This window comes from Paenibacillus sp. J22P169, assembly GCF_059691995.1.
The window spans coordinates 509,943-536,398 of sequence record NZ_JCAUAO010000003.1; the positions used below are offsets into that span (position 1 = coordinate 509,943).

Here is a 26,456-nt window from a genome sequence, read left to right on the forward strand (position 1 = left end):
ATGATGGAAAAATTCGATATTACGAGGATTAATGATGGCTCTAATCGCCCACCACGACTCGAAATTCATCAATCCATGTGGGCAATGATGGGCCTGGGAGCAGAGGGAACCGAGCTCACGTTGGAGGCAAAACTAGAGCGGATTGCAAGCGCAGGCTTTACTGGCATCTTGGCTAGAGTGCCGGAGGTCGATGTTAGGGATGAATGGAAGCGATTACTGAGTCAATATGGTCTCAGCTTTGGCTCACATTGCTTCCCATTTAGCCCGAGTGACTTATCGTCTCATATTCAGCATGCCAAAGAGATGGATATGCTTTATGTGAATGGACAGGTGGCTGACTCTTTTATCATAGATGAAGAGGCTATTACGCTGCTAGGTGGACTTGTTGATGTGTCGACTTCGCATAGGATGCCATTTTATGTAGAGACGCATCGCGGCAAAATTACGCAAGACCTGATCCGCACCGTCCAATACGCGCAAGCACTGCCGAATCTGCGTTTTACACTGGATATCTCCCACTTCGTGTTAGCTGGTGAAATGACGGAGAAACAAGACAAGGCGGAGCTTCTATTCGAGACCGTGCTGCAGCGGACGTCTGCCATTCATAGCCGCATTTCTTCGGGTGAGCAAATTCAAGTGGATGTGGGCTACTCGGATGCGATATTGGAACGTTTTGAAAAATGGTGGACCCAAGCGATGCGCTATTGGCTGCAGGGGGCAAAGCCCGGCGATGTGCTGCCGTTCGTTTGTGAGCTTGGTCCTGCGCCCTATGCGATCAAGGGACAAAACAGCAAAGAACTGTCCAGCCGGTGGGAGCAGGCTTTGGTTTTGAAAAATGTGGCGCAAGCTTGCTGGAAACGTGCTACAGTAGAGTAAAAAAGCGAGGAAATCGTATGGAGCAAATCATACTTAAACAACTCGAATTTATACGTCATCTTACCATCAAAGCGGTTGAGGGATTATCAGAAAGTACGTTGGATCACATGCCTGAAGGATTCAATAACAACATCAGATGGAATTTGGGACATATTTACACGGTTCAAGAGAAGTTTGCTTTTCATTTTGCTGGTGAGCCCTTACATCTGCCTGAGAACTTTGATCGGTTATTTGCAAAAGGCACCAAACCAGCGGATTGGAACGAGGAAACGCCAACGCTAGAGGCATTACTTGAGCTGCTTGCGGAGCAGCCAAAGCGCATTCAGAAATCGTTCCACAATCGGTTAGACGAACGTGTGGTAAAGCCATTCACAACAGGCAGCGGCTTACTCCTTCATACAATTGGGGAATTTATAAATTTCACCTTGTATCACGAGGGCATGCACTTTAATTCGATTACGCTGTTAAAACGTTTCGCGACTAACCGTGTGTAAAAGGTAGCAGAATCTTATGGAAACCTCTTCGTTTATGCTTACGAAGAGGTTTTTTTGTCTACTATGATATAATTGGGAAAGTAGCATGTTGGAGTAAGAAAGAGGAGATACGATGACAGATAACGTAGCAAAACAAGATACAGGCTGGAACTTCGAGAATAGTTATGCTCGACTTCCGCAATCCTTCTTTACCCAAGTGAACCCTACCCCTGGACGCGCACCGAAATTGGTCGTTCTTAATGGTCCATTGGCAGCAACCTTAGGATTAAACGCTGAAGCGTTACAAAGCGATGAGGGGGTTGCTACGCTCGCAGGCAACCATATTCCAGAAGGTTCAATCCCGCTTGCGCAGGCTTATGCAGCGCACCAATTCGGACATTTTAACATGTTAGGGGATGGCCGAGCCATCCTGCTGGGCGAACAGATCACTCCGCTAGGGGAGCGGGTGGATATTCAACTGAAGGGTTCGGGCAGAACACCCTACTCCCGTCGAGGCGATGGCCGCGCAGCCCTTGGACCTATGCTTCGTGAATACATCATCAGCGAAGCAATGGTTGGACTTGGCATTCCTACGACGCGCAGCTTAGCTGTTGTAACAACGGGTGATATTATTTACCGTGAAACCGAGCTGCCCGGTGCCGTTCTGACACGTATTGCGGCTAGTCATATACGCGTGGGTACTTTTCAGTATGCGGCACAATATGGGGCCGTGGAGGACATTCAAGCTATAGCAGACTACACCATGCAAAGACATTATCCCGAAGTTGCTGCACAGGCTCAGGGTAACCAAAGTGAGAATCGCTATCTCCACTTCCTACAAGAAGTGATCAAGCGTCAAGCCCATTTAATCGCCAAATGGCAGCTTGTCGGCTTTATTCATGGGGTCATGAACACCGATAATATGGCGATTAGCGGCGAAACCATTGATTATGGTCCTTGCGCCTTCATGGATACCTATGATCCAGCTACAGTCTTCAGCTCCATTGATACGCATGGCCGTTACGCTTATGCTAATCAGCCACGAATTGCGGTGTGGAATCTCGCGAGATTTGCTGAGACCTTGTTACCGCTGTTGCATACTGACGAAGAGCAAGCAATCAAATTAGCCGAAGGTGCTTTATCTGATTTCTCGAAGACATATCACCAGGCATGGCTTGACGGTATGCGAGCGAAGCTTGGAATTTTTGGAGCAGAGGAAAAGGATCATGCACTGGTTGAAGGCTTGCTAGGCATGATGGAGAAGTATAATGCGGACTATACGAATACATTCTTAGCCTTCACTTTTAATAAGCTCGAAGACACTGTTCTGTTCGGCACGCCGGAATTTGGTCCGTGGCAGGAGCTATGGCAAGCGAGACTTGGCAGACAGCAGGAGAACCAAGCTGCCTCACAGCAGTTGATGCGTAGCAGTAATCCCGCGATCATCCCGCGGAACCACCGAGTAGAAGAAGCGCTAGAAGCCGCTGTCGAACATGGCGATTATAGCGTGATGGAGCGACTTCTTGCTGTGCTAGCGAACCCCTTCGCACACGCACCTGAACAGGCGGAGTATGCAACGCTGCCTGAGCCTTCCGCTTGTGGGTATCAAACATTTTGCGGTACGTGAGAAAGAGGCGCTAGCCCATATCCGTTCGAACTCGAAGTGAATGCCAACTGCCAACTGAGGCGGTTGGTTTTTCTGTTTTAACTGGATTTTCTCCATCTATTTGAGCCGTAATCGACATCTTAGATGAACTAGCTGTATTTTCTACAGTTATTTTTCTTCATTTAGCCCGACTCCTCAAATTTCGGTTAAATTAACTGGACTTTCTCCATCTATTCCTGAAAACACAGGGGACTCGCCACATTTAACTGTAGATTTTCCATCTAAACTGTGAGAAGGCATTCAAGTTCCTTTGAACAAGGACTTGATAAGGTGTGAGCAGGCTTCCTCGTTCCTTTGAACAAGGACTCGAGGTGGGGAGGCGCTTGGTTTCCTCCATTTTTGCTGCGCAATCACGGATGGCTGCTAATAGCAAAATTTTTCAATAAAACTATTGACGAATGAGAAGAATGTTGGTAAATTAAAACCAAGTAATCTTATCAGAATAATTATGTATCGACCGGACCACCGGAGACACACGCTAAAACTTCCACTAGGGAGAGCTGTGTCTCTTTTTTGTATCCTCTCGATGCGCGCTTTACAAACACATAAATAATAAGGGGGGCTTTATCATGAAAAAGAATCTATTCATGAGTTTCGTTTTATCCACTTTACTAATAACGGTGTTGAGCGGTTGCGGAGCGGCTTCCAAGTCGACATCCACCACAGCTGATACGAAAGCACCTGTGGCAACGGCGAAAGCCGAAAAAAGTACAACGCTTCGCATCGGCTATCAGAAATATGGCACAGTGAACTTCCTTAAAGCGAACGGGGACCTAGATAAAGCGTTAAAGGAAAAAGGCATCACCATCCAATGGACCGAGTTTCCAGGGGGTCCGCAATTGCTAGAAGCCATGAATGTCGGCAGCATTGACCTCGGGCACACCGGTGAAGCACCGCCGATTTTTGCTCAGGCCGCAGGAACACCGCTCGTTTACTTAGGGCATGAACCCGCTAGCCCTGCTAGTGAAGCAATCCTCATCCCGGAGAAGTCGGAGATTAAATCCGTTGCTGAGTTGAAAGGTAAGAAGGTTGCCTTGAACAAAGGTTCGAACGTCCACTATTTGTTAGTGAAGCAGCTTGAAAAGGCAGGTTTGAAATATGAAGATATTCAAGTGGTCTTCCTACCTCCAGCGGATGCTAGAGCAGCGTTTGAGAAAGGGAGCGTAGATGCTTGGGTGATCTGGGATCCCTTCTTCTCAGCAGCAGAGACTTCGGCCAAAGCAAAAATTTTGGCTGACGGTAAGGACACCGTTGCCAATCACGAGTTTTATCTAGCTACTCGTTCCTATGCAGAAAACAATAAAGATACGGTCAAAATCGTATTAGATCAATTGGCCAAAGTAGATACGTGGTCCAAAGAACATCCGAAAGAGCTTGCCGAAACGTTGTCCCCGCAGCTAGGGATTGATGTACCTTCCTTGGAACGCGCAGCGAAACGCAGAACTTACGGTATTCAACCCATTGATGATGCTTTGATCAGTGAACAACAGAAAATTGCCGATACTTTTTTCAAATTAGGACTCATACCAAAAGAAATTAAAGTCAAAGATGCCGTATTGCCAGCTACGAAATAGGTTCGAGCTATTCATATCGATTAAGGGAGACGATGACGATGGAAGTATTCTGGTTCATTCCGACACACGGAGACAGCAGATACATTGGAACAACGAAAGGGGCGCGCGCAGTTGATTATGGCTACATGAAGCAGATTGCGCAAGCCGCTGATCAACTAGGCTATGGTGGCGTGCTGCTGCCGACAGGCAGATCTTGCGAGGATGCATGGGTTGTTGCATCTTCCTTGATTCCTGTGACAGAGCGGCTTAAATTTCTAGTCGCGGTTAGACCGGGCTTGATGTCGCCGACCCTTTCGGCCAGAATGGCTTCCACCTTTGATCGTTTATCGGATGGTCGCTTGCTGATCAACGTCGTTACAGGCGGAGATCCGAAGGAGCTTGAAGCAGAGGGACTTTTCTTAGAGCACGATGCCCGCTATGCGTTGACGGACGAATTCCTGCACATTTGGCGCAAAGAGCTTGCTGGTGAGCAAGTCGACTTCAAGGGTGAACATCTGCAAGTCAAAGGCGGGAAGATTGTCTATCCGCCAATCCAAGCGCCTTATCCGCCTATTTATTTCGGTGGATCTTCACCAGCAGGGATTGAGGTAGCAGCGGAGCATGTGGATGTGTATTTAACGTGGGGAGAGCCTCCAGCTCAAGTCGCTGAGAAAATCAAGACGGTTCGTGAAGCTGCTGCGAAGCAAGGACGAACGGTGAAATTCGGCATACGCCTCCATGTCATCGTGCGTGAAACCTCAGAGGAAGCTTGGGCGGATGCGGAGCGCCTCATTTCCCATCTAGATGATGAGACTATTGCTTCTGCGCAGAAAATATTTGCAAGTATGGATTCTGTCGGTCAACGACGTATGGCAGAGCTGCACAAAGGCGATCGGACCAAATTGGAAATTAGCCCTAATCTGTGGGCAGGCATCGGGCTTGTGCGCGGAGGAGCAGGGACTGCCTTAGTTGGTGATCCGGAGACGGTTGCCACGCGTATGAAGGAGTATGCGGAACTAGGTATTGAGACGTTTATCTTCTCAGGCTACCCGCACTTGGAGGAGGCTTATCGGACGGCAGAGCTGCTGTTCCCGCATTTGCCTTTGAAGTCTAATGAGAAACGTACGAATACAACTGCCAATTATGTAAGTCCGTTTGGGGAGCTCATTGCCAATACCGAATTGCCGAAGCCAGCAAAGGGGGTTCGGTCCAATGAGAACCAACCTGTCAAAGTCTCTGGCTAAACAGCTGCTCCCTTGGGTGCTTCCGATTGTACTTATTGTGCTTTGGCAGTTATTGGGACAGTTTGGGGTGATTTCTACCCGAATCTTGTCCACCCCTTCAGCCGTATTCGCTGCGGGTGTTCATTTGGCAGAGAAAGGGACCTTATTCACATATATTGGTTCCAGCTCCAAACGAGCATTTATCGGCTTTGCGATTGGGGGCAGCATCGGATTTGCCTTGGGTTTAATTAATGGGCTCTTTCCAATCCTTGAAAAGTTGACAGACACATCCGTACAAATGCTGCGGAATATCCCTCATCTGGCGATGATTCCTTTGGTCATCCTCTGGTTTGGTATCGGTGAGGAAGGTAAGCTTTTCCTCGTTGCCTTAGGCGTGTTTTTCCCGATTTATTTAAATACCTTCCATGGCATTCGATCCGTAGATCCGGGTTTAATCGAAATGGGTCGTGTGTATGGGCTTCGTCATTTTCATTTGTTCCGTAAAATTATTATTCCAGGAGCACTGCCCTCGATTTTGGTCGGGGTTCGTTTCTCACTAGGTATTATGTGGATAACTTTAATCGTAGCAGAAACGATTTCATCGAGTTCAGGAATTGGTTATATGGCGATGAATGCTCGGGAGTTTTTGCAAATGGATGTCGTTATTTTAAGTATTATCGTCTACGCCTTGCTCGGCAAAATGTCTGACTATATAGCTAAGCTTTTGGAGCGCGCATGGCTGCAGTGGCATCCTAATTTCTTAAAAACATAAGGAGAGTGGGCACGATGGCGGAAAGTAAGGGCATTCGCTTGCAAGTGAAGCAGGCTGCGAAGGTTTTTGGTCACAAGCAAGTGCTGCAAGGCGTAGAGCTGGATGCAGCGCCAGGTGAGTTTATCGCGATTGTCGGACGAAGCGGCTGCGGCAAAAGCACATTGCTGCGTTTAATTGCCGGGCTTGATAAGCCATCGAGCGGCCAAATCGAAGTCGATGGCCAGCAACTGAAAGGCATCCATTCGGATACACGCGTGTTGTTTCAGGATGCTCGTTTACTTCCGTGGAACCGCGTGCTCGCGAATGTTCAGGTTGGTGTGAGAGATGGCTCGCGTGAAAGAGCCGAGGAGGTTCTGGCGCAAGTGGGTTTGGCGGACAGAACGAATGAATGGCCGGGGGTATTGTCAGGGGGGCAACGCCAACGTGTTGCACTGGCCCGTGCTTTGGCTGGGCAGCCTCGCCTGCTGCTATTGGATGAACCACTTGGCGCGCTCGATGCGTTGACACGCATCGAGATGCAGCAGCTAATTGAGCGGCTCTGGTATCAGCAGAAGTTCACGGCGCTGCTCGTCACGCATGATGTCTCGGAAGCCGTTCAGCTCGCTGATCGCGTCATTTTAATCGAAGAAGGCCAAATCGCCCTCGATGTAAAAATAACACTCCCACGCCCTCGCGTGCGGGACAGTGGGTTTGCTTATTTTGAACAATTGATTCTGGATCGGATCTTGGTGAAGGAAGAGAATCCAGTCCTAGCCGACATCACAGCGAACAACAAATATGCGTACTCCATATAAGGGGAACATATCTGTCAGATACAAAAAGCACTTCAAGGCAGTACGTCTGCCTTAGAAGTGCTTTTTCTGCTGCCAAGCCTACATTTGGCGGGCCTCTGGCGTGTGAACATCCGTTCTTGGACGCTTTTCAATCACAATAGTTAGCATGAGTAGACCCACTAGACCGGCGACGATGAAAATGGGATACCAAGATTTCGCAAACAAGCCGGCTTCCATGATGGCCATCATCCCTATCGTAGGTAGAAGAGGCTGTCCATAAGCCTTCCACCAATCAAGTGGAAACTTTTCATAATAGAAGAAACCAATCATGGCAATTGCGGAGACAGCCCATCCCCCTGTATAAATGCATACAGCCAACACGGGGCTTTCAGCCGCAATGAAGGGGACGATCGCAATGACGAAAATACCAGCCACGATCATGACCCAGAAGTTGGCCTTCGTTTTCCCAATTCCCGCTAGAATGCTTCCGCCAAGCCGACCGACAGAAGAGAATAAGACGCCTAAGGCCATCAGCCGAATATATGCCGAGGAATCCCCTGTTGTGAAGCTCTCCCCGAATAGAAAACCGTTGATTTGATCTGGAAATAAACAAATGAGCGCTGTCAGGGGGTATAGAAAAATATTGTTATACCGAATACAGCTCGTCCCACGATGCCTGCTTTCCTTTAAATCTTGCGAGCTCTCGGCTACAAATGGAAAGGTAACGATCATGAACGCCCAAGTGATAATACCGATAAATCCTGTTATACGAAATCCATTGGATAAATAACCGACAGCAATAACCGAACTAGAACCGACCATCATGACCAGAAAGGGCTGTTGAAATGCTTTCGCAATATTTCCCGCCCAGGAAGGCAGGCCATACGCCATCATCGTTCGCACCTCTTGCAAAGGGATGTTCCCGAACCATTTTGGCTTATGCACACGTTCAACTTTCCAGCCAATAAAAAGAGCAGTCAGGATCGCCCCCACGCTCATCCAAATCGAAATATTTTCAAGAAGGTTCAACGTACCTACAGGCAATAAAACGCCGACAACAGTACCAGAAGTGGCAAGTGTCGTAGTAATGACCATGAAGAAGGCTTGGACGCCGAAATCACGGTTTCCGGAGAAGGAAGCAACGCCAATATTGATGATGGAGTTGAAAATAAACATGATCGCGCTTAGGATCAGGGCTCCTTTGAGCTCAGGCAGATGATAATAATTCGCTAGGGATGGCGCTAGTACAGCGAGCAGGAGTCCGAAGATAACCCCGAATAGAGAACTCCCGAACAACGCAACGCGAAAATTGGTTTGAACCGCCTCCACCGGCTTCCTAGAGAACGTATAGATTAAGGAGGAGTTGAATCCGACATTAAGAAACAAGGAGGCCATGCCGAAAATTTGCAGCAAGAGATTCACTTGGCCGAATTTGGTAGGATCGTCCAGTACACGAGCTAGAACGATGCTTCCCCCCGTTTGTAACATTTGATTAATGAAGAGACCGAGCACAATAATAGATACATTTCGAAGCAAAAAACGCTGTGTATCCGTTAACAAGATACTCCGATTCAGCATGGGGATAGCCCCTTTTCCATTTTAGTTGTCTTCTGCTTATTATCCAAAGAGTAGCAGACCCATACGGTGTTGACAACCTAAGAAATGGAAGAATAAGAGAGATAAATGGAGTAATTTAAAGGTTACCTATTGTCTCGATTAGGAGAATGAGTAATATAGGGATTGCACGATTCGTTGGAGAGATGCACAAAAAGCCTGCATATTTGCAGGCCTTTCTGTACTTAAGTAACCTTACTTATGTAGCCAAATTAATCCAGCAGAATTATCCTTGGCTTCACCAATAACTCGGAACTTTAATCCATAATTCGGCACTAGGCGCCCGGCATCTGGAATTAACGCATTCATGTAGCTCTTGGAATCGGAGAATTCTTCAACCCCTTGCAGGGATTTATACGTATATTCGCCTCTCGTTGGGTTGTTAATGTACCAGGCTGGTGTTTTGTCTAACGAGAAAGCAGCGTCCGCTACTTGATAACGTGTCGTTTGCGCGACAGAATCTTGTCCATCTTTCTTGAAAATCATCGCATCAGCATGAGAATCTACGACACCAAGGAAGCCTTCTCCAGGGTGAATACCGGTCCAATTGTCCAAATAACTATCATCTGCATACCAAACAACAAGTCCGGTATTGTATTTGACACCACGGCTAAAAGCTAGAGCTTTATCAGATCCCGCATAGTTTCTCCACTCCAGATAGTAATAGTGCTTCTTAAATTCAATTCCGTTCGAGACAACGAAACCGTCTAATGTAAATTGGGATGCACCTTCGGCATCGTCCGAGAATACGACTTGACCATTGACGGTTAACTTCGCATTATCCATAGCAAAACCGTTTAATGCAAGCCCACCATCGGTGACGTAGTCAAAGTGGAGGGTTACTTTTTTACCAGCAAATTGGCTTAAATCATAGGATTTGTCTACCCATGCTCCTTTAGAAGATTCTGCGCGAGCATCGCCATCCGTGTCATTGTCACCAATAATATCAAGCGTTACTTGTTCGTTGTAGGTCGAAGCTGTAACCGTTAAGTAGTCATACTCAAACTCGACATCATAAAGTGTTTTGAAATCAAATTTTGCCGTTTGTGCTTTGGTTAAATCAAACTCAGGCGTGGAGAGCGTGGTATGAAGGTTATCGCCTTTCGTGCTGTAATAATACTTAGCTCCGAATGCTGGTTGAATACCTGCAACGGCTTTCTCCGGCAAATTCACTTTCACGATGCCTGGATTTTTGGACTTCGTTACACTCTGATCAATGATGGCAGCTTTACCTAATTTCGAAATGTCAGATGAGTCAATTTCAGTCACATTGGCCCAGTTGCCACCCATGGTTTTCTGGAAAAACTCTTTATTTTGAGGTGAAAAAGAACTTGGCGTCGTACCTGCAATGTTACCGTTCCAGCTGCCGCCGCTCATGACGGACCAAGAGGCAATAGGCTCGCCTTGTCCGGAATACTGGGTATCATATTCATCCGGTAAACCTAAGTCATGACCATACTCGTGCGCAAATACCCCTACAGCGCCATCTTCAGGCTGAATTGTATAATCATAAGCGGCCATTTTGCCGCCCCAATAGTCAACCCCGGCAGTCGTACCAGGAATTGCATACACACTACTAAGTGTCCAGCGATGAGACCAAATGGCATTATCACCTAATTGTCCACCGCCAGCTTCTTGCCCCGTACCCGCATGAATAATCATCAAATGATCGACTAGACCGTCGGGTTCATTCTGATTGCCATCCCCATCTAGATCATACAAGTCGAACTTGTCATAATCAGCAAGATTGAGGCCGGTTGCAACTGCAGCATTCAGTGCATCCTTTACCAGATCTCGAGGCCCTTTGGGGTTGAGGTTATCATGACCGCCTGCAGGGTTGTCATCACCGTAGTCCACAGCTTTGCCTGGGACAGTTAACCAATCTGAGACATAGCCATTTACCGTATAGCTGCCGCCAGATTGCTCTTCGTAGTATTGTTTGAAGGTTTTGATCTTAGAACCGTCGAATAAAGTGAAATCTTTATCGCCGAACATCAGTTTTTGATAATGATCACGATTAAAATCTTTGGCAAACATAAAACCAGGCTCTTGTTTGACATTGTTATGTTTAAAGTCCGAGAATTCGGTCAAAAGAACGAGGACTTTATCCTCGCGCACGGGACCGTTGTAGTCATCTTGTTTGGCTGATGGAATGGGGATGCCATTAGGTAGACCATTCTTCAAGTCCTGATGGCCTTTGTTCAGCTGCGATAAAAGCTTACTTTTTTGCTTCGCAATAAACTCCTTTGATCTTCTGTCGATCTCATTACTTTGCTTGTCCATTTTGGTTGGAGCCATTTTATTGTTCTTTGCAGCAACATACGATTTGACAGCTTTCGTGATTTGTTCAGGCGTAGCGCTTTTACTTAATAGACCTCGGTCCATTAAGCCTTTAGCTAGTCGGTCATCATCAACGATATTGAAATCGACCGGCGGTGCTTCAAGTGCTTCTGAGTTGTCGGATTCTGCTGCGAAAGCAGATGTTGTGAAAGCTGCTGTTGAGAAAAGTCCTGCGGTTAAACTTGTTGCCAGTAAAACTCTAGTCATCTTCGAGGTGTAGTTTTTCAATAGGAAACCTCCTGCAAAATAGAGTATGAAACCAACCTATGTATTTAACCAATGGTTAGCTTAATTAAATACTAGATTTGACTAGTCTAGTAAGTGCTTTTGGTCCTGCTTACAAGGACCCAGATATTTCCTATTTCGACACGATAACACTGATTTGTCGTCAGAAAAACGACTACATTTGTCATAAGAGATAGGAGATTGTAGTCGTTTAGTAGCGTATGAATGACAAAAAAAGGAAATACTAGTCTCCTATCGAAATGGTATAACACATTTTAGTTGTAATGAGGTGAAGATTTGAAAAAATACGTCAAGACCTTAATTGCCATTTCAACGATATTTGTCGTACTCGCGCCATTTTCGCCATGGATAACCGAGGGATTCGCTAAGAATAGAGCAATAAATGCTTTTGAAAATCAATGGAATAACACGGAGGACGGATGCGGATTCAGCTGCAAAGACTGTGGATTCAAAAAGTCACGGAAAGTTCTATTTGGCAGAAAAGTTGAAATCGAATTTGCGTGTGGCTTGTTACCTTCAGATTCACCTGAATACCATAAGAAGAAAGAGTTATTTGTCTCTTTTATAGGGACAGTCCATTCGGAGAATAGGGAGTGAGACCGCATGAAGAAAATGATGATATGTGGACTGATCCAATTGTTTCTGTTCTCCCAAGTCTCGCTGGCACAGGATCTTTCGCTCACCTACACAAAGAAGGAAAATGATAGTCTCCTTATCTCTAAAGGGCTTACAAATGAGGAAATAGTGAAGCTTGATTATCGGAGTGAAATCTTAGCGAATGCGATACGAACACAAAGTATAGATGAACGTCAATATAGGGAGATATCCACTTCCTTCTTAAATCCAATTCCAAAAGGAAATTATTCTCCGAATAGTGGGCATCCCAATGGCACTCCCCCATCTCCCAAAGATACAGAACGAATACCCATGAAAGTAAAGTTTAACGGTATGATGATGGATTTTGAGCAAGAACAACTTCCAATGTTGAAAAATGGCATTACATTAATCCCACTGAGGGTTATTTTCGAGGCTCTTGGAGCAAAAGTGGAATGGAATCCAGATACCTACACAGTAACAGCAACAAAAGAGAATAAGACTGTTATTCTTACCGTGGGTGATTCGAATGCCATTGTAAATGGGGCTGCAGTAACGCTTGAATTGCCTTCCGCAATTGTGAATAATCGGACGATGGTACCCTTGCGTTTTGTTAGTGAAGCGTTAGGGGCTAAAGTAGATTGGATTAACTATACAAGAACCGTTCTTATTTATAGTGAATTACTTCCCCAAACGTTAGCTTACGTTTATATTGGTCATTTTGAGCACAATATCGTCAATTCTCTTGGCGAAAACGATAGAGCTATTATAAGCTCGCATACAGAAAAGCCTGTTTGGCGGTATGATGATAAAATAATTTCAACCTATTCAGTTCCTGAAATGGGCAACGTGAATGTTGATTTCCAAGGGTTCATGAATGGTTCTCTCAGAACGCAATTATTCGTATACTGGAAGGCAGGGAAGGATGAGGATTTCCCAGTTGTTGATCATTTTGTTTTGTACTTTAAGGATCAAGCCGATGGGAAAATCCATGAATATCACATCAAGCAGGATCTTACAGTTGAAGAGGCAGTCTTATAATCTGGCTTTTTGATAAAGGGAGGATTTCTATGTATACATGTAGACCTGCAACTACGGATGATTTCCACATCATCAGCTCCTTTCCGCGCAATGCGGAAGAGCTCTATTTCATGTCACCCATATTTCAATTCCCGCTCACATCTGAACAACTCATAGAATCGACCAAAAATAGACTGAAGCAAACCGTCGTGGTAGATGAGAAGGGGCAGGTACTTGGATACGCGAATATTTATGGGTTTGAGGAGGGGAATCGCTGCTGGCTGGGAAATGTCATTGTATCCCTAGAAGCCAGAGGCACGGGAGCGGCTGAATCGTTAATAGGAACGATGATTGCTCAAGCAAACGAGGAGCTAAGGGTAAAAGAACTGCATCTAGTTTGTCATAATGTGAATACAAGAGGATTGATATTTTATGCCAAGTTAGGGTTTAAGCCCTATCATATAGAGAAGAAAGCGAATCATTTAGGGCAGACGATAGCTGGCATTACGATGAAAATGAGTGTGTCGGAAGATGAAAGAATAGATAAGAATTAAGGGGTTTTTCAAATGTATAAGGACAGAGAATTGACTATTCGTCCAGTCAAAGAAATCGATTTAAATTCACTTTGGGAGTTAACCTATAAAGAAGAGTCACCTGAATGGAAGAAATGGGATGCACCTTATTTTGAACATAAGGCACTATCGTTAGAAGATTATCTAAAAGATAAAAGGAACATCGTTGAGCAAGAACATTATTGGATAATTGAAGTAGAAGGGAAAGTTATAGGAACGGTTAGTTATTACTGGGAACATCAACCTTCCAATTGGCTCGAAATGGGGATTGGTATTTATGACCCCAGGTATTGGAGTGGTGGATTTGGCACAAGAGCGTTGGGGTTGTGGATTAACCACTTATTTAACACATTGCCACTTGTACGGGTTGGTTTTACCACATGGTCAGGGAATCAAAGAATGATTCAGGTTGGAGAGAAATTAGGTATGACCATGGAAGCAAGGCTTAGAAAGTGCCGTTATTATAATGGGGAATATTATGATTCGATCAGGATGGGGCTTTTGCGTGAAGAATGGGAAAAGTAAGACCCTGAAGTAGGCTTTGCAGACAGTTTAACCCAGATAAGGTTGTGATCTCTTTGACAATTTCATTCATAGTGGCAATGGACAAGAATCGTGTGATTGGTAAAAATAATGACCTACCGTGGAGACTGCCCAAGGAGTGGCAGTATGTGAAGAAAACGACGATGGGGCATTCGATCATTTTAGGGAGGAAAAATTTCGAATCCATCGGCAAAGCGTTGCCTGGGAGGAGGAATATCATCCTGACAAGAGATACGAGCTTTTCAGCTCAAGGGTGCGAGGTCGCTCATTCTGTTGCTGAAGTACTAGCGATGTGTCGCGGAGAAGAAGAGGTCTTTATTTTTGGCGGAGAAGAGATTTATCGTCTATTTTTACCCTACGCGGACAAGCTTTATATGACCAAAATCGATCATGAATTTGATGGAGATACCTACTTTCCTGAGGTTGATTATGCGGAGTGGGATGAGATCTCCGTTGAGCAGGGAATAACAGATGAGGCCAATCCGTATACGTATTACTTCTATGTGTATGCGAGGGTGGAAGGGAAACAAGAGCTTTAACGAGAGGACAGAGCTTTGTGTGCTCTGTCCTCTTGTTATTCCGTCGATTGACGCTTCTCCTACGACTATCGTGCAGGGGAGAAGTCCGCGACGTTCTTTAGAATGGCTTCGATCTGCTCCAATGACGCTGCGCTTAGCTCAACGTTTACAGCTTTCACATTCTCTTCAATTTGTTCAGGCTTTGTCGCACCAATGAGTGCGGAGCTTACGCCTGGTTGACGAAGAACCCATGCGATAGCAAGCTGAGCGATAGAGATATCCAGTCCTTGAGCAACCTGCTCCAGCTCATGAACGGTCTGCAATACGCGGTCATTGAGATAGCTGTTGATGACGCCATTCACGGAGTTGTTCGCAGCACGACTATCGGCTGGAAGGGGCTGTCCCAGCTTATATTTGCCAGTGAGAATGCCCTGCGCAAGCGGTGAAAAGACAACCTGACCGAGCCCTTTGTGCTCGGAGACAGGAAGCACTTCGCGCTCGATATAGCGCTCGAACATATTGTAAATCGGCTGATTGGAAATCAGCGGACGTAGACGTAAACGCTCAGCAATGCTAGCAGCTTCAGTAATTTGAGCACCGTTCCACTCGCTGACAGCGGGATAAACGATTTTGCCTTGCGTGACCAAATCGTCGAGCGCACGAAGTGTTTCCTCCAGCGGTGTGTGAATGTCATACCGATGGCAGAAATAGATGTCGATATAGTCGACACCAAGTCGTTTCAAGCTCGCATCACATTGCTCCATGATGTGCTTCCGGGACAATCCGCGATCGTTCGGGCCTTCGCCCATCGGGAAATACACCTTCGTCGAGAGCACATAGCTCGAGCGATCATACCCTTTTAGCGCTGCGCCCATCGCTTTTTCACCTTCACCACGATTATAGGCATTCGCCGTATCGAAGAAATTAATGCCGCTGTCAAAAGCTTTCGCGATACAAGCATCCGCGGCTTTTTGCTCGGCGGCAGTTCCATAGGTAAGCCAGCTTCCTAAGGCGATTTCACTGACTTTTAACCCGCTGCGTCCCATGTTTCTATATTTCATTGGCTACAATCATCCTCTCATCTACGTTTGTTGCTGTAAGTATAAGGGAGGCAAGGTTGTCCGACAAGAAGGCACTATTTGTTCACTTAGTTACGTGGAGTTAAGTAGTGGGGATACCCCTCACACTCCCAGTAGCCAATGGTAGCATTGCGTCAGTAACGTTCCCACAGTATTCTCCCAGTAGCTCTCCAGTAGCCCTCCCCAGTAGCTCTCCTCAGTTCCCGCTCCCAGCGGTACACGAACCAGTTCCCCTTCCCATACCCCCAGTTTCCTTCCCCAGTATACCTCCCAGTTCCCTCTCCCGTTTCCCTCTCCCAGGTCTCTCACCCAGTTAACGAATAACTGGAAAACATACAGCTAATTTCATCGGAAATCCCCCGTTTCACCAATTAGATGTAAAACATGTAGTTAATGCGGATCATTTTGCTCGATATGGCGCTTATGGCCAAATTTAGATGTACTTTATCCATTTAATCCTTATTACTCGGCGAAATGAGCGGAATTTAGATGGAGAAAATCCAGTTATTTCGGTAGAGAGGTGGGGGAAGAGGTACCTCAAACTCAAGCTACTCAAATGACTAAGGTGAATCTAAGGAGCTCAAATGGTAGAGATAGCGGAATGAGTAGAGTGAAGATTGCGTTGTTTTGGTCAGATTTGACAGTGCTTTTGGGGAGTGAGTATGATGGGACTAAAAAGGACGGTGTAGCCCATGAATACGTTGCAGAAGCCTCGCAAGCGGGAAGAACGTCATGTCATCAGTTTTCTTGAGATTGTGAGTGTGGGTACAGGGGAACGTCAAGTATTAGCTGAGTTTGATGATTTGATTGAGGCGCCGAACTGGACGAGTGATGGTGAGCGTCTCATTTACAATCGAAGAGGGTTGCTCTATGCCTATGAAATTGCTACAGGTGAGAGCACGGTAATCGATTCGGGCTATGCGAATTGGTGTAATAACGACCATGTGCTGTCCCCGGATAATAGGCAGATCGCAGTTAGTCATCACACAGAGGAGGATGGGCAGTCACGTATTTATGTCCTTCCGTTAGCTGGTGGACAACCTGCCTTGATTACGCCGATGGCACCAAGCTATCTACACGGATGGTCGCCAGATGGACGCGAATTAGCATATTGTGCTGAGCGGAATGGCGTGTACAACATTTACACGATTCCAGTTGAAGGCGGTGTGGAGCGGCAGCTAACAGATGTTCCAGGACTGGATGATGGTCCCGAGTACTCACCAGATGGTCAGCATATTTGGTTCAATTCGACGCGATCCGGGTTCATGCAGGTCTGGCGGATGAATGTGGATGGTAGTGAGCAGACGCAAATGACAGTGGATGAGAGCAACAATTGGTTTCCGCACGTAGCTCCGGACGGGAATACGATAGCTTTTATCACTTATCGCAAGGGAGATGTTGAGCCTAATGCGCATCCCCCGAACAAAGAGGTTGAAATTCGATTGATGGCAAGTGAGGGAGGTCCTACACGGACCTTAGTTTCTCTGTTTGGTGGTCAAGGGACGATCAATGTCAACTCCTGGTCGCCGGATAGTCAGCAATTAGCGTTCGTTAGCTATAAATTGAAGTAGCAATTAGATACACTAGCCATTCACTAATATTTCCCTTATAATGACAAATAAGTGACGAAGAACGTCCCGTTCCATTCAATTGAGTGGAGGCGGGGCGTTTTTTTATTTTCTTGAAGGGGATGAGAATATGGATGTTATGAAAGAACATGAAGCGTTTATCCACAAACATTTGGCCAATCGAAAAGGCGAGCGTCGTGGTAGATTGGAGAGAGGACATGGACACGGAGAATCACTCTTTGCGAAACAAATATGGTGGGTTTTGCGTGGGGACTTCGAGAATCTTCACCCAGAATATGAGGTGGTTGATTGGCGCGGGCGTTCCTACTTTGCAGATTTTGCTTGGCTGCCTGGTTTTGTGAAGCTGCTCATTGAGATTAAAGGCTATACCTCGCATGTTCGTGATCTGGACAGGCAGAAATTTTGCAATGAATTGAATCGTGAAACGTTTCTTCATGCGATGGGATATCAAGTAATTTCCTTCGCTTATGATGATGTTGAGCAAAGACCAGAGCTATGCATTGCCTTGCTTCGCATGGTGCTAGCGAGATATCAATCGAGTTCAGCGCCTGTGCTACGCGCCCAAATGGCAGAAAAAGAAGTCCTCCGTCTCGCCGTTCAGCGTGCAGAGCCGATTCGGCCGAAGGATGTGGAGCAGCATTTTGATATTGATCATCGGACCGCGGTCATGATGCTTAAGAAGCTTTGCTCGAAAGGCATGCTCACACCTGCTTATAGCGGAAATGGTCAGCGTATCGTTAAGTACGCATTATCAGGTAGTGGCTTGCTCGCTGACATAGATTAATGGAAAACATACAGCTAATTTTTTGGGAAATCATCGATATATCCAACTAACTGGAAATTATGCAGCTAATTTCAGCGAAAACGACTGGATGCGCCAAAAAGGCCGAGAATAGATGGACTTATTCCATTTATTCTCAATAAACAGGCTACAGTCGCCAAATTAGCTGTACAAAATCCAGTTATTTCTAAACTTGTCCAACGCCCGCCCGCACTCAAGAACTTCCTCACTAGTCACTCAACCCCGCCCCGCACTCAAGAACTTCCTCACTAGTCACTCAACCCCGCCCCGCGCCCCAGAACTTCCCCTAGTCACTCAACCCCCGCTTCACCCCAGCAACACAAAAGCCGCCCCCAGGTCGAAACCCGGCAGGCGGCTGTCACATCACATACCTAACAAAAACGGCACAACCATATCAGCAATCCGCCGATGGCCAGCCTCATTCGGATGCAAGCCATCCGAGGTGAAGTGTGGCAGTGTCAGCTTGTTCAATCCGCTTTCTGCGTACAGATTAAGCACAGGCAATCCGTACAGCAAGCCAATCTGCTGAATCGCATCTACATAATCAATGAGACGATGACCGGCTGCGTTGACGTAAAAGATATCATATTCATCTTTGTTCCGCTGAAGTGGGGTCCACAAGCTTAGGCGACACGTTGGATTCTTCGTCAATATGTCCTCGATCAACGTGGCATACGCACCGTGAAACGAAAACACGTCCTTACTCCCTAACTCCCCGATCGGCTTATCCAGGCGAAAGTCATTTACCCCTGCGAAGATGGTAACGCAATCTAAGGAAGTGTCGATTGTCCGTCCGACATGTGTCGTCGCACCGTAGTCACGGTCGCCCCCAGCTGTCATGGGACAGCCGCTTTTGCCATAGTTAATCACGCGCTCGAAGCCTAGAGCTTCCTGAACAAGCGGCTGATAGCCGCCTGATTCAGTGATGCTGTCGCCGAGCGTGCCCCAGGTTTTTCCCTCCCATTTGTTAAGCATGCTGGAGAGTCCCCTTCCAATTAATTCTCTTCATCATAATGAACTGCCCCAACAGCAACCTCACGGTCTGCATCTGCTAGACCAGGGTTATCTCCAAGATAAGCACCTTGCTCGATCAGCTTGCGCTGCAACTCAGGGATGGACACCTCGCGGAAGCCAACGCCGAAGGCGCTTGCCATCGAAGCAGCAACGCCCGCCGCTTCACCCATCGCGAAGCAGTTCGGCATTACGCGAAGCGAACCTTGCACTGGGCGATCAGATGATACGGATCGTCCCGCGACGATGAGATTCGACTTACCTTGCGGAAGCATACAGCGATAAGGGACGCCGTGTGATTTTCCTTTTGGCAGATGCTTGATGGTCATCGTAGCGCCGGCATTCGCTAAATGGATATCAATAAAGTAAGAGTTACGAGCAATATCGTCCTCAAAAGTACGCATGGTGAGGAAATCTTCCACAACAAGCGTATAATCGCCCTGAATACGGCGTGTTTCCCGAATACCAATCTGGTCACCTGAGTGCACGAGGAAAATATTCTCGAAGCCAGGCACATATTTCTTCAAAAACCGAATTTGTGTTTCAATCAACTGACGACCTTCGATTGCAGCGCGAGTCAAATCTTCCGCTTTCGTTCCATCAATATTGAAGATATGGCCAAAGTTAAAGCCTACCACAGAGTTGGAAATCCAGGCCATTCCAGAGATTCGCTTGCGACCTTCAGGCAATTCTCCATTTTGCTGTGCTAATGTCACGAGATCTTCAAGCTGCTTATGCTGTCCTGTTTGAGCGATATATTGATCGAAGCGATCTTTATCTGCACCCGTCACGACATAACACATAGTACCAGGCTGCAGCTCGCCATTTTCTCCCCCAACTTGAAAAGGAACCCCGGCCAATGCTGCAAGATCCGCATCTCCGGATGCATCGATGTACAGCTTAGCTTGCACGACAGAGCGGCCGGATTTATTGCTAATGACAAGCCCACTGATACGATCGCCATCGAGCAGCACTTGATCCGCAACGGTATGGAACAGCACCTGTGCACCGCTAGCTAAAACTTCGGCATCATAGACACGTTTGAGTGTTTCCACATCAATAGGAACCCAGTCCAAAAGCTCTTCATAACGGTTTAAGAAATCCTCGCCAGCTGCACGCTTCATTTTTTCAAGCAAATCGAGGCCGATGCCTCGAATAACAGGCTTCTCTCCATCTGTGTAGGGACAAAATGCAGGTACTAGTGCAGCAGTTCCCATGCCGCCTAGATAGCCCCGTTGCTCAATTAAGAGTGTACTGGCACCATTACGTGCTGCAGCAATGGCAGCTGCGATACCTGTAGCACCGCCGCCAACGACGACAACATCAGGCGTGTGACTTACTGTAAGCGTTTGAGCAGGTATAGTAACGGTTAGGGTGTTATTCGTTGAGTTTGTCATTCGGATATTCCTCCTAGTGTCTTTGTTTTCATTATAGATCGCTGATTAGAAGGGGATAGTTTAATTTTTGTTTCACCCAAAAAGTAAGCGTGATATAGTGAAAATGAATCATGTAAAGTCCTATAAAATCCTTTTGCAATTTTCAGGAGGTGATCCCTTCCCTATGCCAACCCGCAAAGCAGTCACCATGAAAACCATCGCAATGGAGCTTGGCTTAACCGTCCAAACCGTGAATAAAGCGTTGAAAGGCAAGCACGGCATGTCGGAAGCGACCCGTCAGCTCATTGTCCAAACAGCCGAGAAGCTCGGCTATTACACGATGGATCAGATCCGCAGCTTAAGGCTGGATCATATAGCTCCTTATCCGAATGAACGATTGCGGTTCCTGCTCGTACAGACAGCGGAATCCGTGTCTTATAACCGCTTGCTGCTGCAAGGGCTGCAGGATCGCTTCTTCTCCTTCGGTCATCGCATTGAGTTACTCATGCTGCCACAGCGCGTGAAGCAAGACAAGATGGCCGAATGGCTGGAGGAAGCAGAGGTCCAATATGCGGATGGTGTTTTCATCGCACCGAGCATTCTGCCCCAAGAGTGGGAAACGGCGCTTTTTAACCTGTCCATTCCCCGAATTTTATTAAGCTTTCCACCATCCGGGGTGAAAATAGACAGTGTCATCTGGGATGTATATGAAGCGACTTGTCAAGCGGTGGCCTATCTGCGAAGTAAAGGACATGAGCGTATCATGTACGTTGGTGATATCCACATGCAGCGTGGCTCCATCCTGCGTTGGCAGGCTTTTAGCTACGCCATGCTAGCATCTGGCATCACGATCCTGCCTTCGGAGCATTGTATCGGTCCCCGAGACGCCCATATGCAGTGGCACAAGGATCTGTTCAACCAAATTCAACACCATAAGCCAACGGCCATCATCTGCGGAATCGATCATGAAGTGTCTGTGCTCTATGACACATGCATGGCGCTCAACTTACAAGTCCCAGAGGATATTTCCTTGGTTGGCTTCTTAAACGAGCAGCTCGAAACGCTGCCGGAATTCACACGACCGCTTCTGGCGATCGCACAAACGGGATATCGTGCAGCGGATCGCATGCTGTGGCGGATTGCCAATCCGACCTTACCTTTTGAACATATTCGCATTCAAGGCGAGTTCCATGTAGGTCTTACAACGCTTCCCGTTCTTCCCAATACCCTACCTTAAGATCGCACCAGAAATCATAAGATCCTCCTATGTATGATCCCTTTTTCCAAGCTATAATGAAGAGAACTGCTACTAGGGGGGCCGACACCAGATGTATAAACTTGTCATTGTGGACGATGAACCGACAGTTCGTTTCGGATTGAGTAATTATTTTGACTGGAAGGCTTACGGGATTGAGGTTGTAGGTGAGGCGGATGACGGTGACGTCGCGTTAGAGGTGATTGAACGTGAGAAACCGGATATCGTGCTAACGGATGTACGAATGCCTACTATGGATGGGATTCAGATGTCCAATCAATTAAGCGAGCGGTTTCCTCATATCAAAATTGTGTTCGTCAGCGGTCACGATGATGCTGAATATTTGAAATCTGCGCTGAAAGTTAAAGCGGTTGATTATATGTTTAAGCCCGTCAATTTGAGTGAGTTAGAAATCGTTATCGAACGGTTAGTAAGCGCTCTAAATGAAGAGCTGCAGGAGCGCAAGCTCATTGAAGACATGCAGGTCAAGCTCATTCAAAGCATGCCATTGCTGCGGGAGAAATTCCTCATGTCTCTCATTCGGGAAGGGGTTATTTACCCAACGCGCGTACAGGATCGTATCGATTTCCTTGGATTGAACCTGCCGATAGAGGGAGCCTATTGGGTTATTGCTATTCGTATCGATGATGCAACCGAGGTAGCGCAAACCCGCTCCGAGAGAGATCAACAGCTGCTTTCCTATTCGGTTCTGAATATTGTACAGGAGCTGATTGAACGATATATTGGCGGCTATGTGTTTGAAAATCAGATCGGCGAATTCGTTGGCATTCTTCGCATGGACCAGGAAGATGATCAGGAGAGCTTACTGTTCACCTTGGCGGAGGAAGTGCGCGAAAGCCTTCATAGCTATTTGAAAATCAGTGTAACGATCGGTGTAGGCGAACGGATTTCCAGACTTGCTAGCTTGCCGCAATCTTACTCCCAAGCGAAGGAAGCCGCCGACCAACGATGGTTTCTTGGCAAAAATCAGATCATTTCCATGGATAATTTGGAGCAAGACGAGGAAAGCGTGTATCGTTTCGATGCTACGCAGCAAGAGCGAATTGTCTCATCGCTGAAGTCAGCAGATACCCTGAAAGTGCAGGAAGATTTGCTCGAGATTTACAATGCGTTATCGCGTAATCGGACAGATGGCATTGCTTATGGACGTAACATCAGTCTACAAATGCTGCTTCTAGCCAGCCGAATTCTGTTGGAACTGCACGTACAGAAACAGGATCTCGAAAGCAAAGAGAACGAACTGCTGTCCAAAGTGTTTCAGCAAGAAACATTAGGTGCTTTACGCAGTCTTGTAGAGGCGTATTTAGTCGAGGCCTGTGTTCGAATTGGTGAGAAGCGAAATGGCAAATCCAAGAATGTGATCGAACGCACGCGTGCGATTATCGATAAACGTTTTGCGGAGAACCTGCAAGTAGGGGATATTGCGACGGAAGTGTTCCTGTCTACGACGTATTTGTGCCTGCTTTTTAAACAAGAGACAGGGGAAACCATTAACGAATATATGACTAAGGTTCGGGTGGAGAAGGCGAAAGCGCTATTGAAGGATCCCGCCAATAAGTTCTATGAAGTGTGCTATGCAGTGGGGTATTCGGATCCTAGTTATTTTAGCAAAATATTCAAAAAATACACGGGATACACGCCGAGCACCTTCCGCGACCAAGTTATGTAAAGAGAGAAGGGCCAATCATGCATTTCAAGAGCAGAAGCTGGACGTTTATTACGATGATTTTCAAAAGCGTTCTTGCAGCAAGGCTTTGGCTGATCGCCTATGTGGTGTTGATTATAATTCCAGCTTCCATTTTTCTATATGCCTATTCCCAGCGATACTCGCACATTCTGGAAGAAGAAGTGACGCGTTCGATGCTTCAAACATTGAAGCAAGCCGAAATAAATTTAGATCATCAATTCGATTCGCTGCGGGATACGTCGAATGCGCTCTTTTTGAATCCGAAGCTGCAAACTTATTTAAGCAATTCGATTGCCTATACAGATCAGCTTGATGCTATGGCTGAACTTCGTTATTTATTGATTAATGGCCAAACGAATCCGAATGTATTCCGTGTTCGCTTGTATGTTAATGAGAATAAACTTTTCTCTCATGAAAAAGTAAACTTCTTCCCGATGGACACACTCAAGACTCGGCCTTGGTATGAAAGTGTTACGAATGCGGGTGGTCAGCTGGTTTGGACTGGCGTTTATAAGGAAAGCTTTATTGATCGAGATGATGCTTATATTTACTCGGGTATTCGTCTCCTGCGTGATCCAGACCATTATGACAACTTATCTGGCTTTTTATCCATCGATGTAGACGCGAAGACACTTGAGAATACGGTGTCAAGTATCATGTTGAATAAGGATCAGCGTGTCTTCATTTTAGCACCCGATGGTACGATCATTTATCATAGTGATAAGTCATTACTAGGTGCAAAACTAGAATCCGAGGCGGTCTTACAGGCTATTGGGGTAAATAAAGAAGGTGTATCTCCGATTGTTGAGAATGACGAAAATGATAATCAACAGTATGTCGTGTACACAACCGTGAATGCCACCGGCTGGAAGCTTATAGCCGAAGTTCCAAAAAAGGGGATCAGTTCACGAGCCACCTCGTTAAATCAATTTTCGAGTGTAGCCACATTAACTGGGGTGACGGTGTTATTTCTAATTCTTGTTTTCATCTTATTAGCCTTTATCGTTCGTGGGATGAATCGCCGGGTACAGACAGTAATCAAAGTCATTAAACGCGAAGGTATGGCTGGTCTAGATGAAAGATCAAATACCCAGGATGGTGACATTAATTTTTTAGAAAAAAGCGTGGACCATCTCATCCATCGCGTCAGAGATCTTATGGAAGAAACCTATAGATCCAAGGTACAGGAACGCGAGGCACAGCTCCGTGCACTACAAGCACAGATCAATCCACATTTTCTCTACAATACGTTGGATACGATTAACTGGATTGCTATTGGGCATAAGGCACACGATATTAGTCAAATGATCGATGGTCTGGCTCGATATTTCAGGCTTAGCTTGAATAAAGGGAAGGATGTCGTAACCGTTACGGATGAGCTGGAGCTTGCCAAGGTGTATTTGGAAATTCAGCAATCCCGTTTTCCAAAAAGCTTTCAATTTGAATTTGATTTAACAGGGAAGGATGAATCGGGAGAGATTCAGGAGGCAGGAGTTTCTATTGAATTGTGTGTAATCCCCAAGCTCACCTTGCAGCCGATTGTAGAAAATGCGCTGCTCCATGGTATACGCAAGTCGAAAGGGAAAACAGGTAAAATCACGATTCGCGCTTATATAGAAGGTAATGATTTACTCCTATCCGTGTCCGATGATGGCATTGGGATGGATCCTGATTTTGCGCAAACCTTGCTTACAGAACCTAGGCCGGCCATGCGAACAGATGGATCTGGTAGCTCCTACGGCTTATACAATGTCAACGAACGGATTCGTTTGTTCTCTGGTGAAGACTACGGGCTGAGCATACAATCACAGCTTGGAGAAGGAACCACCATTACAGCAAGATTTAAATGCCAACGGCAAATAACAGAATCAAGCAGCTAGCTCCAAGAGCATTCCTCAATCGATGAAGAATGCTCTTCGGTTTAGTGATAGGCTTCTTATTTGGCAATAAAACCGAAAGGAAGGAAAGAAATTGGCCGCTGAATCCATCTTTCATCAAGATTTAAGACCGCACATTATATACGCCGATCAGTTGCATTTTAAACAGTGGAATACGCACGCAAGAATCATTACTGATTATTTGCTGCTTTACGTGCAAGAGGGTTCAGCAGAATTATCTATTGAAGGGAATAGATATATGTTAAAGCCCGGCCAGTTCAGTTTTATTCAACCTGGTATTCTGCATCAGATCGAATCGGAGTCGCCTCTGACGGTCTTGGCGCTCCACTTCGGGCTGCTCCCGTCTAGAGGTGGGGAGCAGGAGCGGCCGCCAATGATTGTGCCGGTCGAGCTTGGCCCTAATCCTGCTCTACTAAATATGCAGCCCAACCTAGCGACTTTTGCAGACATTGCTGTACCTGTTGTTTTTAAGTCAACCAAAAACGAGTGGATAGCAGATGTCTTTCAGCAACTCATCGAGCACTGGAATCAAAAAAATGTACTCGATCAACTTCAAGCACATGTACACGCCGCAGAAATCATACTGGAATTATTTAAAGAATATACGTCCCTAGTGAGCTCTGAACACAAAAGCTCAACCTCGTTACATTGGGTGCCGGCTTACATGCAGTATCGACTGTCGGAGCCGCTTTCTGTGGAAGAAATGGCCCGTAAAGCGTTTATGTCCCGCTCTTATTTCTCTATGATATTCCGAAATCAGTTCGGTATTGCCCCCCATCAATATTTGCTAAAGCTGAGGATTAATTATGCGACTGACTTGTTACGAAGCACCTCAATGTCGCTGCAAAACATCGCAGATAGTTGTGGGTTCTCGAGTGTGCACCATTTTTCAAAAATGTATAAACTTCGCTTCGGATGTCCGCCAAGCCATATGAGACATGAATAATGAAAAAGA

22 protein-coding genes are annotated in these 26,456 nt (G+C 46.3%); 17 read left to right on the top strand and 5 right to left on the bottom strand.

The annotated features are described in order from the left end of the window. The 7 genes from AC58QG_RS19980 (at window position 1) to AC58QG_RS20010 (ending at window position 7,357) form a co-directional block, all read left to right on the top strand. Window positions 1-876 (top strand): sugar phosphate isomerase/epimerase family protein, encoded by an 876-nt coding sequence (locus AC58QG_RS19980; RefSeq protein WP_497363887.1) that lies wholly within the window; start codon window positions 1-3, stop codon window positions 874-876. A gap of 17 nt (window positions 877-893) precedes the next feature. Further along, window positions 894-1,370 (top strand): DinB family protein, encoded by a 477-nt coding sequence (locus tag AC58QG_RS19985; protein WP_497363888.1) that lies wholly within the window; start codon window positions 894-896, stop codon window positions 1,368-1,370. 112 nt (window positions 1,371-1,482) lie between these two features. Further along, complete coding sequence (locus tag AC58QG_RS19990) at window positions 1,483-2,976, top strand: protein adenylyltransferase SelO (RefSeq protein WP_497363889.1); 1,494 nt, start codon at window positions 1,483-1,485, stop codon at window positions 2,974-2,976. Window positions 2,977-3,584: 608 nt separating this feature from the next. Beyond that, window positions 3,585-4,589: a sulfonate ABC transporter substrate-binding protein gene (locus AC58QG_RS19995; protein WP_497363890.1), complete on the top strand. Its 1,005-nt coding sequence runs from the start codon at window positions 3,585-3,587 to the stop codon at window positions 4,587-4,589. A gap of 38 nt (window positions 4,590-4,627) precedes the next feature. Beyond that, entirely contained in the window at window positions 4,628-5,812 is a 1,185-nt protein-coding gene (gene ssuD / locus AC58QG_RS20000) for an FMNH2-dependent alkanesulfonate monooxygenase (protein WP_497363891.1), read from the top strand. Continuing rightward, window positions 5,781-6,563, top strand: coding sequence for an aliphatic sulfonate ABC transporter permease SsuC (gene ssuC, locus AC58QG_RS20005; RefSeq protein WP_497363892.1), 783 nt, complete (start codon window positions 5,781-5,783; stop codon window positions 6,561-6,563). Before ssuD ends, ssuC begins: the two co-directional genes overlap by 32 nt. Before the next feature lie 14 nt (window positions 6,564-6,577). Next, a complete protein-coding gene (locus AC58QG_RS20010) occupies window positions 6,578-7,357 on the top strand; it encodes an ATP-binding cassette domain-containing protein (RefSeq protein ID WP_497363893.1) in 780 nt (259 codons plus the stop codon). A 78-nt stretch (window positions 7,358-7,435) separates the two neighbouring features. Here the strand turns inward: AC58QG_RS20010 and AC58QG_RS20015 are convergent, their stop codons facing one another. Both AC58QG_RS20015 and AC58QG_RS20020 read right to left on the bottom strand, forming a co-directional pair. Then, on the bottom strand, window positions 7,436-8,914 hold the full coding sequence (locus AC58QG_RS20015; protein ID WP_497363894.1) for an oligosaccharide flippase family protein: 1,479 nt from the start codon (window positions 8,912-8,914) through the stop codon (window positions 7,436-7,438). 231 nt (window positions 8,915-9,145) lie between these two features. Then, window positions 9,146-11,497: an immune inhibitor A domain-containing protein gene (locus AC58QG_RS20020; protein ID WP_497363930.1), complete on the bottom strand. Its 2,352-nt coding sequence runs from the start codon at window positions 11,495-11,497 to the stop codon at window positions 9,146-9,148. 642 nt (window positions 11,498-12,139) lie between these two features. Between AC58QG_RS20020 and AC58QG_RS20025 the strand changes: the two genes are divergently transcribed. From AC58QG_RS20025 to AC58QG_RS20040, 4 genes are read left to right on the top strand one after another with little or no spacing between them, the layout of a single operon-like run. Next, entirely contained in the window at window positions 12,140-13,171 is a 1,032-nt protein-coding gene (locus AC58QG_RS20025) for a copper amine oxidase N-terminal domain-containing protein (RefSeq protein WP_497363895.1), read from the top strand. A 29-nt stretch (window positions 13,172-13,200) separates the two neighbouring features. After that, entirely contained in the window at window positions 13,201-13,704 is a 504-nt protein-coding gene (locus AC58QG_RS20030; protein ID WP_497363896.1) for a GNAT family N-acetyltransferase, read from the top strand. A gap of 12 nt (window positions 13,705-13,716) precedes the next feature. After that, window positions 13,717-14,247, top strand: a complete 531-nt coding sequence (locus AC58QG_RS20035; RefSeq protein ID WP_497363897.1) for a GNAT family N-acetyltransferase — start codon at window positions 13,717-13,719, stop codon at window positions 14,245-14,247. Window positions 14,248-14,300: 53 nt separating this feature from the next. Continuing rightward, window positions 14,301-14,804 (top strand): dihydrofolate reductase, encoded by a 504-nt coding sequence (locus tag AC58QG_RS20040; RefSeq protein WP_497363898.1) that lies wholly within the window; start codon window positions 14,301-14,303, stop codon window positions 14,802-14,804. Between the two features lie 65 nt (window positions 14,805-14,869). Here AC58QG_RS20040 and AC58QG_RS20045 read toward each other — a convergent pair whose 3' ends face one another. After that, complete coding sequence (locus AC58QG_RS20045; RefSeq protein ID WP_497363899.1) at window positions 14,870-15,844, bottom strand: aldo/keto reductase family protein; 975 nt, start codon at window positions 15,842-15,844, stop codon at window positions 14,870-14,872. 710 nt (window positions 15,845-16,554) lie between these two features. Between AC58QG_RS20045 and AC58QG_RS20050 the strand changes: the two genes are divergently transcribed. Together AC58QG_RS20050 and AC58QG_RS20055 are read left to right on the top strand one after the other, a co-directional pair. Next, window positions 16,555-17,433 carry a TolB family protein gene (locus AC58QG_RS20050; protein WP_497363900.1) on the top strand — a complete coding sequence of 293 codons (879 nt, stop codon included), beginning with the start codon at window positions 16,555-16,557 and terminating at the stop codon, window positions 17,431-17,433. 127 nt (window positions 17,434-17,560) lie between these two features. Beyond that, the gene (locus AC58QG_RS20055) at window positions 17,561-18,235 is read left to right on the top strand and encodes a PDDEXK family nuclease (RefSeq protein WP_497363901.1); all 675 of its coding nucleotides are present in this window, start codon (window positions 17,561-17,563) and stop codon (window positions 18,233-18,235) included. A 381-nt stretch (window positions 18,236-18,616) separates the two neighbouring features. Here AC58QG_RS20055 and AC58QG_RS20060 read toward each other — a convergent pair whose 3' ends face one another. Continuing rightward, window positions 18,617-19,228 carry an SGNH/GDSL hydrolase family protein gene (locus tag AC58QG_RS20060; protein WP_497363902.1) on the bottom strand — a complete coding sequence of 204 codons (612 nt, stop codon included), beginning with the start codon at window positions 19,226-19,228 and terminating at the stop codon, window positions 18,617-18,619. 20 nt (window positions 19,229-19,248) lie between these two features. Next, window positions 19,249-20,661: an FAD-dependent oxidoreductase gene (locus tag AC58QG_RS20065; RefSeq protein WP_497363903.1), complete on the bottom strand. Its 1,413-nt coding sequence runs from the start codon at window positions 20,659-20,661 to the stop codon at window positions 19,249-19,251. A gap of 163 nt (window positions 20,662-20,824) precedes the next feature. Between AC58QG_RS20065 and AC58QG_RS20070 the strand changes: the two genes are divergently transcribed. The 4 genes from AC58QG_RS20070 (at window position 20,825) to AC58QG_RS20085 (ending at window position 26,447) form a co-directional block, all read left to right on the top strand. Continuing rightward, window positions 20,825-21,877 (top strand): LacI family DNA-binding transcriptional regulator, encoded by a 1,053-nt coding sequence (locus AC58QG_RS20070; protein ID WP_497363904.1) that lies wholly within the window; start codon window positions 20,825-20,827, stop codon window positions 21,875-21,877. A gap of 91 nt (window positions 21,878-21,968) precedes the next feature. Beyond that, complete coding sequence (locus AC58QG_RS20075; RefSeq protein ID WP_497363905.1) at window positions 21,969-23,585, top strand: response regulator; 1,617 nt, start codon at window positions 21,969-21,971, stop codon at window positions 23,583-23,585. Between the two features lie 17 nt (window positions 23,586-23,602). Continuing rightward, a complete protein-coding gene (locus AC58QG_RS20080) occupies window positions 23,603-25,483 on the top strand; it encodes a sensor histidine kinase (RefSeq protein WP_497363906.1) in 1,881 nt (626 codons plus the stop codon). 91 nt (window positions 25,484-25,574) lie between these two features. Then, complete coding sequence (locus AC58QG_RS20085) at window positions 25,575-26,447, top strand: helix-turn-helix domain-containing protein (protein WP_497363907.1); 873 nt, start codon at window positions 25,575-25,577, stop codon at window positions 26,445-26,447. The last annotated feature ends 9 nt before the right edge of the window (window positions 26,448-26,456 follow it).

Bases quoted from the DNA above. Each gene is read 5' to 3' on its own strand.
- AC58QG_RS20070 (WP_497363904.1), top strand. From the start codon at position 20,825: ATGCCAACCCGCAAAGCAGTCACCATGAAAACCATCGCAATGGAGCTT.
- AC58QG_RS20080 (WP_497363906.1), top strand. From the start codon at position 23,603: ATGCATTTCAAGAGCAGAAGCTGGACGTTTATTACGATGATTTTCAAA.
- AC58QG_RS20010 (WP_497363893.1), top strand. From the start codon at position 6,578: ATGGCGGAAAGTAAGGGCATTCGCTTGCAAGTGAAGCAGGCTGCGAAG.
- AC58QG_RS20065 (WP_497363903.1), bottom strand. From the start codon at position 20,661: ATGACAAACTCAACGAATAACACCCTAACCGTTACTATACCTGCTCAA.
- AC58QG_RS20035 (WP_497363897.1), top strand. From the start codon at position 13,717: ATGTATAAGGACAGAGAATTGACTATTCGTCCAGTCAAAGAAATCGAT.
- AC58QG_RS19990 (WP_497363889.1), top strand. From the start codon at position 1,483: ATGACAGATAACGTAGCAAAACAAGATACAGGCTGGAACTTCGAGAAT.
- AC58QG_RS20015 (WP_497363894.1), bottom strand. From the start codon at position 8,914: ATGCTGAATCGGAGTATCTTGTTAACGGATACACAGCGTTTTTTGCTT.
- AC58QG_RS20055 (WP_497363901.1), top strand. From the start codon at position 17,561: ATGGATGTTATGAAAGAACATGAAGCGTTTATCCACAAACATTTGGCC.
- AC58QG_RS20045 (WP_497363899.1), bottom strand. From the start codon at position 15,844: ATGAAATATAGAAACATGGGACGCAGCGGGTTAAAAGTCAGTGAAATC.
- AC58QG_RS19985 (WP_497363888.1), top strand. From the start codon at position 894: ATGGAGCAAATCATACTTAAACAACTCGAATTTATACGTCATCTTACC.
- AC58QG_RS20060 (WP_497363902.1), bottom strand. From the start codon at position 19,228: ATGCTTAACAAATGGGAGGGAAAAACCTGGGGCACGCTCGGCGACAGC.
- AC58QG_RS20050 (WP_497363900.1), top strand. From the start codon at position 16,555: ATGAATACGTTGCAGAAGCCTCGCAAGCGGGAAGAACGTCATGTCATC.
- ssuD (WP_497363891.1), top strand. From the start codon at position 4,628: ATGGAAGTATTCTGGTTCATTCCGACACACGGAGACAGCAGATACATT.
- AC58QG_RS20020 (WP_497363930.1), bottom strand. From the start codon at position 11,497: ATGACTAGAGTTTTACTGGCAACAAGTTTAACCGCAGGACTTTTCTCA.
- AC58QG_RS20030 (WP_497363896.1), top strand. From the start codon at position 13,201: ATGTATACATGTAGACCTGCAACTACGGATGATTTCCACATCATCAGC.
- AC58QG_RS19995 (WP_497363890.1), top strand. From the start codon at position 3,585: ATGAAAAAGAATCTATTCATGAGTTTCGTTTTATCCACTTTACTAATA.
- ssuC (WP_497363892.1), top strand. From the start codon at position 5,781: ATGAGAACCAACCTGTCAAAGTCTCTGGCTAAACAGCTGCTCCCTTGG.
- AC58QG_RS20075 (WP_497363905.1), top strand. From the start codon at position 21,969: ATGTATAAACTTGTCATTGTGGACGATGAACCGACAGTTCGTTTCGGA.
- AC58QG_RS20025 (WP_497363895.1), top strand. From the start codon at position 12,140: ATGAAGAAAATGATGATATGTGGACTGATCCAATTGTTTCTGTTCTCC.
- AC58QG_RS19980 (WP_497363887.1), top strand. From the start codon at position 1: ATGATGGAAAAATTCGATATTACGAGGATTAATGATGGCTCTAATCGC.